We start from the raw sequence: 11,957 nt of genomic DNA, 5'->3' as shown, positions 1-11,957 counted from the left end.
TTCAGGCTTCCTCTACGACTCGGTTGCGTTGCATACCCAGGTCAATCACGCCATCGGCACTGCGAATGCGCGCTTCGACGACATCTCCTGCCTTGAGATACTGCGTCCGCCCTTCCTGCGCCTTGAGGAACAGCTTCCACTTGGTGGCTTCTGGCATCAGGGCCGCGATGCGCTGTTTGGCCGGCGACGGTATGCTCAGCGCGCATCCCGCCGGAGTACCGGTGGCGATCAGATCGCCGGGGGCAAGATCTTGAACGGTGGAGAGTTCGGTCAGGGTTTCAGCCGGGCCATACACCAGGTTGGCCGTACTGTCGCTTTGCCGCACTTCGCCGTTGACCGTCAGGCGCAACTGCAATGCTTTCAGGTAATGCATGTCCTGGGCACCCAGCAGGCAGAGGTAGGGGCCGACCGGGCCAAACGTACGAAAGCTCTTGCCCTTGTAGAACTGCATCTGGGGGATCTGAATGTCGCGTGCAGAGTAGTCATTGACAATGACCACGCCGGCAACGAATTCATGCAGGTTGGCGTCGTTGACGGTCACTGCGCCGCTGATTTCGCGTTTCATCACCAACCCAAGCTCGATCTCATAGTCAAGGAAACGGACGGTGCGCGGCTTGATCAGGACGCTGTCTGCGGCCACCAGGCAACTGGTCGCCTTGGTGAAGATCATGTTGTATTTCTTCGCATCCGGGTCCATGCCCGACTCGATCATGTGCTGTCGATAGTTGGCTCCCTGGCAGACGAACTGTTGATTGCGGGTCACCGGCGACAGCAGTTTCACTTGGTGCGCCTCCAACTGAGTACCATTGAGTTGAGCGAGATCATCAATACTGTTCTGGCTGATGAAGTCACCCGTGGTCTCAAAAGTACCTGGGACAATCGTGATACGGTCTTGGCGTAACACGCCCCAGTGGATACCGTTCTCAAACTCAAAGCGGACTACATGTACAGCAGACATTGAAGGTACTCCTGGGGCAGCGTTTATCCCGCGCTCGATGGCGCGAGAACTGTGGTGTTGTTCTGAGGGTGGGCTGGCGACGCTGTAGATCAACGAGCCGCCGGCGATCAGGGCACCGGCTTTGAGCACGTCTCGCCGGCCATATCGTGTCGCGTTACCCGACATGACGGCCGCGCTACCCGAACATCCGCATCAGCGTGATCAACTTGCGAATCGTCAAGTCCGGGCTGCGCCGCAGGTTGCGGATCAGGGCTCGTACATTGCTCAAGCTCATCCTGGGTTTGGTAAAACTCTTGGGCATGCGCTGCCCCCACTGCGCCATTGCCTCGGGACTCACGGGATGGATGCCCACAGGTTGTATGGCGGTAAAGATATCCCCGTCGCAGTAGTGCTCGTGTTTATCACCCCAAGGGTCTTGCCAGTAATCGAAGATCTGACTGCCCAGGATGTGCCGGCCGATGCCCCACGAGTGCTCCCAGCCCCGCTCTCGCAGAACCCGTTGCCCCATGCCCACCGCGTCGGCATCGACGACCTCATAGGCACTGTGGCTATAGGTCGCCATGAACCCCTGGGCAATCGCGAGCGTATGGTGATCCGCAGGCCTGTCACCGAGATCAAGGCGCATGAATGCGACGATCGGGGTGCCGTCAGGGAGTACCTGCACATCGCTGGGAATAAACCCGAAATGCCGGGTGTACCAGGCACAGGTCGCCTGATAGTCGGCCACTTCAATGACGATGTGACCCAGTTTGATTACTTCAGGCGGTGCAATCGGCGGGCGCTGCGTGGCGTTGATTCGCGATTGCTCTTGCGCCAGATTCCAGGGAAGTGGGGCTCTGTGTACCAGGGTTTTACCTGGCGTCTGGCCACACACTGCTTCGACGATAAACCCTGAAGGATCGGTCAGCCTGAGGTAGTGCCCGCCGCCAGGATGTGTCGATGTCTCGATCGATGAAGCACCTGGAATTTGCGTCAGCTTTTCCAGATCCTCGAGCGATTGGACTGCCAGCCCGAACCCGACAAAGCATGCATTTTCTGCACGGTGGACACGGTAACAATAGGGAGCCGGCTCAGTGCCGCGCAGATAGAGCGTTTCGGCGTTCTGATGACTGACGGCCAGGCCGAAGTCTGTCAGGAAATGCGCCGCCTCATTCAAGTCTGGCCTTTGAAAGATCAGGTGAGTCAGACCTTGGGCTTTAACCGTCGGTTGCGGATACCGGACAGGCTGTTGTGTTGCCAACTGGGGCAGTTGATTTTTGTTGTTCATTGTTCTTGTTTTCCAGTTTTTAGGGCAAAGCGATCCCTGAACCCCTGAAAACGCCAGGGGTTTTTCGTTGTTTCAGTTACCGCGCTTAGTCGATAGGAGGAAGTGCCGGCAACTCTACGGTCGCCAGCGCTCTAGCCTCCTCCAGAGGCACACCCAATGCCCGCAGCACGAGTTCCGCTGTGTCAGATCCCGATTCGCGCCACGTTCTGTGCCCTTCCAGCACCAGAAAAATCGAACCCAGGACGCTGCTCGAAATCAGCGTCAGCACTGAGAGCAATTGCTCCTGCTGAAACTGGTAGCGCCCATTGGAAAGCCCGTTCAGAAGATCCGTAGTCGCCTGGCTGCTGAACATTTCGCGTAGCGAAGAATTGCTCATGGCGAACTTATGGATGAACGCCCCCCACTGTGAGTCCTCGTGCGCTCGACGAATGAACAATCGAATGCCATTGGCAAGGCGTTGAGCCGGATCAGAGAGGGAATTGAAGCTCTTGTTGACGCGCTCATGCATCTCCTTCGCGAGATGGCTGGCGACCGCTTCGAACAGGCTTTCCATGCTGTCGATGTTGCTATAGACCGTTCCGCGCGCCACGCCGGCCGCTTGGGCGAGATCGAGAATGTTCACTTGTGAGGTGCCTCTTTCAGCGAACAGGCGGAAGGCGGCTTGATGAATGCGGCGCTGTGTTGGATTCAGGGATTCCACGGTTCTCTCTCCAGGATTACCTTATGGACTGATTGAACACTCGTGTTCATTTTACGTCAACCCTATTTTTAAACGTGTAGCTTGTTCTGTCTGAAAATCGGCCTACAGCCAGGTCAATTAGAGTCATACGTTATTGACACAATTGAACACGCATGTTCAATTGCGTTGTGTTTCAGGCTTGCCTTCTCGGCACATCAAGCCCAGCGCTGGCCGGCCGACTTTTTATTAGCTGAAGGACAGAACATGACCGGCTCAAAGCTCTTCAAACCGCTTCGTTTGCCTAACGGCACGGTGATTCCAAACCGGATCGCCAAGGCCGCCATGGAGGAGAGCCTTGCCAATGAGGATCACGCTCCAGGAGAAGCTCTGGTTAAACTCTATCGCCGTTGGGCGCAGGGTGGTGCCGGCTTGATCATCACTGGCAACGTCATGGTTGACCGCCACGCCTTGACCGGACCCGCTGGCGTAGTGCTTGAGGACGATCGGAACCTGGGCGAATTCAGGCTATGGGCCGATGCCTGCCGCAGTCGTGGAGCCCAGGCCTGGATGCAAATCAATCATCCCGGACGGCAGCTATTGGCTTCAATGGGACAATCGGCACGGGGGCCCTCTGCGGTTGCCGTTGACATTCCCGGACTATCAAAAGCTTTTGTGCCGCCCAGGGCTTTGGAGGAGCAGGAGATCGAAGAGCTGATCGAGCGCTATACCCAAGCGGCGGTGCTGGCCGAGCGTGCCGGATTCACCGGCGTGGAGATACATGCAGCGCATGGCTACCTGTTCAGCCAATTCCTTTCACCCTTGACCAACCGGCGTAGCGACCGCTGGGGTGGTAGCCTGGAAAATCGTGCGCAAATTCTCCTGCGAACCATCGATGCAATACGTCAGCGAGTGGCACCTATCTTTTGCGTTGCTGTGAAGCTCAATTCCGCGGACTTTCAGCGCGGCGGTTTCGATGCCGAGGACGCGGCTCGCGTGGTGGAAATGCTCAACGCCAAGGCGGTCGACCTGGTCGAGTTGTCCGGCGGCAGCTACGAAAGCCCGGCAATGCAGGGGCAGACCCGCGACGGCAGCCGCTTGGCTCGAGAAGCCTATTTTCTCGAGTGTGCGGAAAAAATAGGAGAAATAGCGCGCATGCCGCTGATGGTCACCGGCGGCGTGCGTAGAAAGGAGGTGGCGGAGCGAGTGGTGAGCGGCTCGGTGTCGATGGTGGGGCTTGCCACCGCGTTGGCAATCGAGCCGACCCTGCCAAGCCAGTGGATGGAAGGTAAGGACACCGAAGTGGAACCGATCGTCGTCCGCTGGAAGAACAAGGCGCTGGCATCGCTTGCAGTGGCGTCGGTGATCAAGAAGCAGCTCGGCTTGCTGAGTCAAGGAAAACGGACAAAACCCGGGACGTCGCCACTCATGGCATTGATCGGCAATCAGCTGAAGTCTCGTCGCCAGGCGAAGAGCTATCGGCAATGGATTGGCCGGGTTTAGCCGGCCGATGATGACATCAGGTCTAGGGTAGCGGCTTACCGGCGATTCTCTTGGCTCTGGCAGGTGTTACGCCCAGAGCCTTGAGAATCATTTCGGCGACCCGCTGATCGTGCTCCTCCACCACACGCCCTTCGACAACCGAGCGCATGGCGCCGGTTGTGCACGATACGACCATGTCCAGGGCGATGCCTTCGTCCTCATAAGCGAAAGTCCCCGCGCGCAGCCCCTCACGCAGGTCGCCCAGCACATGAGCAGCCAAGCGCGAACGCATGGCCTGATCGGAATGGATGATGCGCAGCAGTGCATTGGCCCATTGATGGTCGTACGCGGCCCGGCATACGAACATGCGCACACCAATCGAAAGCCGCTGTGCACCGCAGTGTACGTCCGAACTCAGGGCGGAAATGGCATCGGAGAACTCACTCGCCATGGCGATGCCAACCGCCTCGAGCACTTCGTCGCGCGTTCGAAAGTAGTTGTAGATGGTGCCGTTGGATACCGCGGCCTCCGAGGCGACATCGAGCAGTGCAATCTCCCCCACCTCCTTACGTGCGACAAGACGCAAGGCCGCGTCCACCAGGCCGCGGCGAGTGCGTTCACGCTTCTTGTGGCCTCGAGTGAGAGGCTCTTGCGCAGTTGTTTCTGAAGGAAAAGTGGGGGAAGGCATCTTCAGGCTCTTAATCGAGGGGGCTCGTTGATGGTAATGGAAATGCTTTCAGGAGTGGCGTCTTCGCTAACCAGCAGGCCCCTGCAGTCCCGAAGAAGACTTCCGGCATCGAAGCCAGGGGCGTGGTGCATGATGATACGGTCGGGGCGAACAGCAACCAGCGTGCCTTTGGCAGCCAGCGGCAGGATGTCATGGTTCATGTCTTCGATGAAGTCACAACTGCCGCCGGAGCATTGCCCGCGTGTTCTGATCTCCAGGAAGTGGCCTCCCATTTTTTCCCAGGAAACGATCTGATCGGTGGTTAGCAGTGACAACGGGTCAACACCGAATCCAACCAGGGTCAGGTTGTCTCCAAGCGCATCGTCGCTCAGTTTGATCTGCTTTTGCATGTCGCGAACCCAGGCTTGGGGAAACAGACTGCCACGAACCAGCTTGTCGCCACGACGATGCTGCATGAACAGACCGTGTTTGAAGATATTCTTCGGCTTGATGTCCAGCTGCTCAAAGTACCTTCTGGTAGCGGGAGTCAACGCCAGCATGCGCATCAGGCCGTGGATGAAAAAAGCTGCGAACTTGTTTTTGGGCATCACCAAACGGCCCATGAGTTTCGCAAGATTGATCATCGCCTGGGCATGGGGGCGGCGCTCGACGTCATAGGTTTGGAGTACTGATGGCGCGGCATAGCCGCGAAGGACCCAGGCCAGTTTCCAGGCAAGGTTGGCGCCATCTCGAAGGCCCGCTACGAGGCCTTGCCCGACAAAAGGTGGCGTGATGTGCGCTGCGTCGCCGGCGAGGAAGATGCGTCCCTTGCTGAATTTGTTGCAGCAGCGCGCGTGGAATCGATACACCGCCTTGCGCTCGATTTCCAGCTCCTGCGGGTTGATCCAAGGCGCGATCAGCCGGGCTATGCTTTCCGGGCTTTCCAGCTCTTCCCGGGATTCACCTGGTTGCAGCATGAACTCCCAACGCTCCCTTCCGCCGGGTGCGGGCATGTGCGGCGTTGGACGCCTTGGATCACAGATAAACTCGATGTGATCAATGGCTGACTTATGCCGGTTCCTGGCATCGACAATCAGCCAATCCTCTGCATAGGTTTGCCCTTCGAATTCCTGGCCAATCAGTGCCCTGACCCTGGAGCTTGCGCCATCCGCACCGATCACATACTGGGCGCAAACGGAGTGAGAGTGTCCATTTTGATCCCGGACGGTGGCAACCACGCAATCCGACTCCTCGACCAGATTCTCCAGCTCGAAACCGCCCAGACTGGTCACTGACTTCAGCCGGGAAACCTGGCCGCGCATCGCTCGTTCGAGGTCGGGTTGATAGAAAGTCACAAGCTTGGGATGGCCGTCGATACAGCCCTCAGTATTGGCTCGACCGAATTGCCCGAGGACCGGGGAGTGCATCCTCACTTCAGGGATAGCGATCTTCTCGAAAGCGTCTTCCGACAACCCGGCGAGTTGCAGGATGCGCAGGGCCTCGTTGTCCAGAGCAATGGCACGGGGCATCAGTACGATGTCATGGAGCTTGTCCAGCACCAGGGTCGTTACTCCGTAGCGGCCGAGCAGCGCCGCGATTGTTGCACCTACCGGACCGTAACCGACGACCAGCACATCGACGGCGGAGGGAGTCAATTCGGGAACTTTCTTGTTGTTGTTCATCTCGAGCCCTTGTTGTGATTGAAGTCGTGAGGCGTACAGGCCTCATCGTCAGGCAGACTCAAGGTATTCAATATTGAGAGATATTTCAATATTGATGTTTTTGTCATTAATTTTTTGAGATCATTACCGTACCGTGATGAGGACATGTGAGTTATGCGCAGGGCCAGTTTCCGACCGGTGAGGCTTGGCTTCTGAGTCGATCAGCGTTGTTATTGGAGTGACCACGTGCCACGCCTCACGAGGGCACACCCATGTTTTAGTCTTCAGGAATCCAACGTGGCACGTCCGCAGCCCCAACCGAACCCAGTCCAGCTCCGCTTCGTCGAGTTCGAACTCGACGAAGCCAACGCCTGCCTGTCACGCAATGGAGAAGCTGTGGCGTTGGCGCCAACTCCCTTCACACTGCTGTGCGTCCTTGCACGCCAGCCGGGATCGCTGGTGACCAAGGATGCCTTGCTTGATGCCGTGTGGGGGCATCGGTTCGTCAGCGATTCAGTGCTGAAGACGGCCATCAGCGATCTGCGCAAGGTGCTGGGCGACGACCCCAGGCAGCCCCGCTATATCGAGACTGTGTCGAGGCGCGGCTATCGCTTCATCGCCGCGCCCTCCCCTGCACCTTCGATACCGCCTGCATCCGCGACGGTGCCGGTGGCCGGCGCGCATCCGTCACCGCCATTCATCGGTCGCGCCGACGAAATTTCAAGACTGCAACGGGCATGGGAGCGGGCCGATGGCGGTCAGCGAGCCGTGGTCTGGCTCGCTGGAGAACCGGGGATTGGCAAGACCACGTTAATCGAAAATTTCCTCGCCAGCCTTGGCGGCATCACCTGCGCACGCGGCCATTGCGTGGAGCACTACGGCACCGGCGAACCGTACCTGCCGGTGCTGGAGGCGTTGGCCGATCTGTGCCGCAGTGACCCCGCCCTGCCGGCGTTGTTGCGCGACGTGGCGCCGACCTGGCTGCTGCAACTGCCGTGGCTGAGCAGCACAGCGGAGCGAGACGCGTTGCGGCGCGAGCTTGCCGGCGTCGGTCCGGACCGCATGCTCCGGGAAATGGGCGAACTGCTGGACCGCTACACGGAGCAGCGACCGCTGTTGCTGGTGACCGAAGACCTGCACTGGAGCGATCGGGCGACGGTCCAGCTCATCAATTATGTGGCGCGGCGACGTGGCAACACGCGGCTGATGTGGCTGTCGAGCTTCCGCCTCGCCGAGGTGGTTGCGCTCGATCATCCGCTCAGCTCGTTGCGCCATGAGCTGCGCCTGCAACGTCTGTGCGAGGAATTGGTGCTCGATCCGTTCTCGGAAACCGAGGTCGCTGACTATGTTGCGCTGAGTTCGGCCTCGCTGGCGCGTGATGAAGCCTTCGTGCGTGCCCTGCATGAGCGCACTGACGGTGTGCCGTTGTTCGTATCGTCAGTCATCAGTGAAGTGATGGACCCAACGGACGACGATGCCACCATCGAGGCTCGGCTTGCGGATCTGGCGGTTCCCGAAAACCTCGCAGCCATCATTGATCACTACATTGCCAAGCTTGGGCCGGAGCAGCGTGCGTTGCTCTCGGTCGCAGCGGTGTGCGGGGCCGAATTCCGAATCGAGACGGTTTCACTGGCCCTCGAGTGCGACCTCGCTTCGGTGGCCCACACCTGTGAGGAGCTGATACGCGAGCAGGTATGGCTCATACGGTCGCGGACCACCGAAGTTGAGGAGACGGCAGAGCAGCCCTACTCGTTCCGGCATGCTCTCTTCCGCCAGGTTCTGTACGACCGCACGCCGCGCTCATTGCGCACCCACCTCCATCGCCAGGTTGGCACGGCCCTCGAACGCGAGCGCACGGTCGGCGTACCGGTTGCTGCCTCGGAGCTGGCGATGCACTTTGACCGGGCTCGGCAGCCGATGATTGCGCTGCGTTACTACGCCGAGGCCGCGGAGGCTGCGCTGCTGCACTTCAGCCCGGACTTGTGCTACGGCCTCACTGAGCGCGCCTTGGTCCTACTCATGCAGGCACCAGAAGGGATGGAGCGCGATGCGCTCGAAATTACCTTGGCCACGCTGCAGGGCGTATCGGCTTTCCACACGTTCGGTGTCGGCAGCGAAGCCAAAAATGCGTTCGAACGCGCGTACATGCTGCTGGCAGATGTACCCGTGCATCCAATGCGTGGTCGCCTGCTGCATGGATTCGGCTATCTGCTCGGTCTGCGCGGCGATTATGCGTTGGCGCTGGAGGTGGCGGAACGTGCCGAAGCCCTCTCCTGCGACACAAACGATCCAGCGCTCATGCTGGCGGCGTGCATCGTGCATGCCGAGGTGCATCACCTCCAGGGGCGCACGCAGACGACCCGCCGTTGGCTAGAGCTCGCCCTCGCGATCGCTGAGCCGCTGGACATCGGGGCAAACAATATCTTTGCGGCTGATCCCCAAGTCATGCTGCACGGCATGCTGGCTATAGAACTCTTGCGCTCTGGTCTGGTTGAGCAAGCCCGAGCCCACCTGCAGCAGGCACGGATACGTGCGCAGGCGTTGCGCCAGCCCATGACCTGGCTGGTCGCCGCCTGGCAGGAGGTATTGATCGAGGTGCGGATGGGAAACCACGTGCGTGTGGCAGCGCTGGCTGACGACATGCAGACGCTGGTGGATGAGCATTCGCTCGCACTGGGGCGTACGGCTTGCCGCTGGTGGCGCGGCTGGGCCGACGCGCGCAGCGGCTCCCCGAGCGACGGATACCGTCGCATCCGCGAAGCCTACGAGGAACACACCGGGCTCGGTATGCGCTCCGGTGCCAGCGAAGTACTCGGCTACGCCGCCGAGGCACTCCTGCTGGCAGGTGATTACGATGCAGCGCAAGTCGAACTACAGGAAGCACTCCGGGTGGGCGAGGAACTGGGCGAGCGCGTGTACCTGCCGCAGTTATTGCTGCTAGAGGCAGCGATCGCGCGAGCGCAGGGTCGGCCCGACGCCGGCAACGCTGCGGTGCGGCGCGCGGTTGAGGAGGCTCGCGCCCAGGAAGCACCATGGCTGGAGCTACTCGCGCTGGTCGAGCTGTGCGAGCACCACGACGCCGTGGCCGAGGACCACCAGGCATTGGCGACGCTCGTTGACCAGTTGCCTGAAACTGACGGAACCGAGCTGGTGAAACGTGCACGCTCGCTGATTCAGGCGGCAAAGTCTGATTGAAAAGTCAAGGACACAGACCTGTGGGAGCGAGCCTGCTCGCTCCCACAGGTTCGCGTTGTTCAAATCCTTAACTTACCGACATTAATTTCTGTGGAAGCGGTGCTGTCCCGACCGAAGCCTGACCTTTCGCTTACGACTCGACCCAGGGGGCAGCTTACGCTGTCGTCGAACTTTCTTGCCCCCTTGGACTGTGATGATCCTTAACTCTGAAACCAAGTACCCGAGCCGCCGCACATACGTCATCAAGCTGCGTAGCGATGCCGCTTCGGGGGCCCTGGTGGGCCGCCTCGAAAACCTGGTCACCGGACGTCAGCGCGAGTTTTCGTGCGCCGAAGAGTTGCTGGCGTCGATCGACTCGGACCTCAGGTCGGCGGCCGGCGAGCACGCCGCAGATGCCGACGGCGAGTGACGTCTCCCACCTGAATGTGCGCTCGATATGGCGACCGAACGGCGACGCTTCGCTGACGACTTCGTGCACACCGGGCCTTACGCTGATGCCATCTCGAATCCACACGAGTCCAATGCGATGCCGCGACTTCCAGTTTCCTTTCCACTGCCCCTCCTCACCGCTCGGACAACCTTGAAACGGGCCGAGCGCCTGGCCGGGCTCGCCGTTGCGGCCGCCCTTGCCACTTCGATCGCCCTCGCCCTGGCCGGTTGCTCCACGCCGGTCGTCAAGCCGTCGGTCGACCTGCCGAGCAACTTCGCTGCGAGCACGGCCTCCGAAATGGAACCCGAGGCGGCGTGGTGGGAGGTCTACCACGACCCGGTGCTGACGGCTCTGGTGCACCGGGCTGCGCGTGAGAACCGCGACGTCAAGATTGCCGCCGAGCGCCTGCGTGCCGCGCGTGCCGGAGAAACGGTCAGCCAGTCCTGGCTGCTCCCGAGTGTCGGCGCATCCGTCTCCGGCAGTGACCGCCGCAGCGGCTACAACTTGGCCACGAAACAGGGCTATCCGGATACCAAGACCACCAGTGTGGGTCTGGACGTCTCGTGGGAACTCGACCTGAGCGGCCGTCTGCGCGCCGGCGCAGCGGCGGCTGACGCCGATGCGCTGGCCGCGGAGCACAGCATGCGTGGCGTGCGCCTGCTGGTGATGAGCGACGTGGTCAGCAACTACTTCACCCTGGTCGGTGCGCAGCGCCAGGTCGCGACGCTTCGCGCAATCTCGGCGATGCAGGACGAGACGCTGCGTCTGGTCACCGCACGTCAACAGGTCGGGCTCGCATCCGCTTTCGACGTCGAACGCGCGCAGACCGACGCCTTGTCGGCGCGGGCGCAGATTCCGCCGCTGGAAACCCAAGTGGCGGTGGCACGTCACCGTATCGCAGTGCTGACCGCAGACCAGTCTTTCAACACCACAAACATCCAGCCTTCAAGCGGTGATTTGATCGACGTGCCCGAGGCCAAGCCCGGCCAGCCCGCCGAGTTGCTGCAACGCCGACCTGACGTACTGGCGCTGATGGCACAACTCGACGCCGCCAATGCTCGTCGCCAGCAAGCGAAAGCTGAGTGGTTCCCGCAGCTCTTTCTCGGCGCTTCCTTCGGCCGCCAGGGTCTCAACCTGAACGGTGCCGATCTCGGCGCTGCGCGCTTCACCAACGTCGCGGGCCTGCTGGCGATGCCGCTCTTCAACGCCGGGCGCACACAAGCCATCAACGATGCGGCTGAAAGTGCTCAACAAGAGGCGCTGCTGCGCGCCGAAGACGGCATCGTACGGGCGCTCGAGGATGTGGAAAACGCCCTCGTCACGCTTGCGCAGGAACGCCGCAGGTCCGGGTCGCTGCAATTGGCCGCCGCGTCCGCAGAGTCTGCGCAGAACCGCGCCCAGTCGCTCTATAACCGCGGGCAGATCGACCTGTTGCCACTGCTGGATTCGCAGCGAGCGCGCCTGGCGGCACGCTTGAACTCCAACGAAAGCAACACCCGACTGCTGCTCGACAGCGTGCAGCTCTACAAGGCATTGGGCGGGGGCTGGCAGGTGTTCGAACAACCCTCCAACCCAACCGCATCCGCCAAAGCCGACCGGCCACCACTTTCCTGAGAATCTG

Annotated in this window: 9 protein-coding genes; 4 read left to right on the top strand and 5 right to left on the bottom strand. The window is 60.5% G+C overall.

All coding sequences use genetic code 11. The features are described from left to right. Position 1 precedes the first annotated feature (1 nt). From ACM6IK_RS11175 to ACM6IK_RS11165, 3 genes are all read right to left on the bottom strand, one after another. Positions 2–958, bottom strand: a complete 957-nt coding sequence (locus ACM6IK_RS11175; RefSeq protein WP_414874350.1) for a fumarylacetoacetate hydrolase family protein — start codon at positions 956–958, stop codon at positions 2–4. A 175-nt stretch (positions 959–1,133) separates the two neighbouring features. After that, on the bottom strand, positions 1,134–2,225 hold the full coding sequence (locus ACM6IK_RS11170) for a VOC family protein (RefSeq protein WP_414874349.1): 1,092 nt from the start codon (positions 2,223–2,225) through the stop codon (positions 1,134–1,136). A gap of 85 nt (positions 2,226–2,310) precedes the next feature. After that, positions 2,311–2,925 carry a TetR/AcrR family transcriptional regulator gene (locus ACM6IK_RS11165; protein ID WP_414874348.1) on the bottom strand — a complete coding sequence of 205 codons (615 nt, stop codon included), beginning with the start codon at positions 2,923–2,925 and terminating at the stop codon, positions 2,311–2,313. A 243-nt stretch (positions 2,926–3,168) separates the two neighbouring features. Here ACM6IK_RS11165 and ACM6IK_RS11160 point away from each other — a divergent pair, with 243 nt between their 5' ends. Next, positions 3,169–4,404: an NADH:flavin oxidoreductase/NADH oxidase family protein gene (locus ACM6IK_RS11160; protein ID WP_414874393.1), complete on the top strand. Its 1,236-nt coding sequence runs from the start codon at positions 3,169–3,171 to the stop codon at positions 4,402–4,404. A gap of 22 nt (positions 4,405–4,426) precedes the next feature. Here ACM6IK_RS11160 and ACM6IK_RS11155 read toward each other — a convergent pair whose 3' ends face one another. Further along, a complete protein-coding gene (locus ACM6IK_RS11155; protein WP_414874347.1) occupies positions 4,427–5,071 on the bottom strand; it encodes a TetR/AcrR family transcriptional regulator in 645 nt (214 codons plus the stop codon). 2 nt (positions 5,072–5,073) lie between these two features. Continuing rightward, positions 5,074–6,732 carry a bifunctional 3-(3-hydroxy-phenyl)propionate/3-hydroxycinnamic acid hydroxylase gene (locus ACM6IK_RS11150; protein ID WP_414874346.1) on the bottom strand — a complete coding sequence of 553 codons (1,659 nt, stop codon included), beginning with the start codon at positions 6,730–6,732 and terminating at the stop codon, positions 5,074–5,076. Between the two features lie 276 nt (positions 6,733–7,008). On the opposite strand from ACM6IK_RS11150, the gene ACM6IK_RS11145 reads away from it, so the two are divergent. The 3 genes from ACM6IK_RS11145 (at position 7,009) to ACM6IK_RS11135 (ending at position 11,950) form a co-directional block, all read left to right on the top strand. Continuing rightward, on the top strand, positions 7,009–9,906 hold the full coding sequence (locus ACM6IK_RS11145; RefSeq protein WP_414874345.1) for an ATP-binding protein: 2,898 nt from the start codon (positions 7,009–7,011) through the stop codon (positions 9,904–9,906). A 193-nt stretch (positions 9,907–10,099) separates the two neighbouring features. After that, positions 10,100–10,315, top strand: coding sequence for a hypothetical protein (locus ACM6IK_RS11140; RefSeq protein ID WP_414874344.1), 216 nt, complete (start codon positions 10,100–10,102; stop codon positions 10,313–10,315). Between the two features lie 117 nt (positions 10,316–10,432). Further along, positions 10,433–11,950 carry an efflux transporter outer membrane subunit gene (locus ACM6IK_RS11135; RefSeq protein ID WP_414874392.1) on the top strand — a complete coding sequence of 506 codons (1,518 nt, stop codon included), beginning with the start codon at positions 10,433–10,435 and terminating at the stop codon, positions 11,948–11,950. Positions 11,951–11,957: the final 7 nt, after the last annotated feature.

Source organism: Pseudomonas sp. IT-196MI5 (assembly GCF_949767415.1).
In the GTDB taxonomy this organism is placed as follows: Bacteria; Pseudomonadota; Gammaproteobacteria; order Pseudomonadales; family Pseudomonadaceae; genus Aquipseudomonas.
This window is presented reverse-complemented; position numbering and strand designations above follow the sequence as displayed.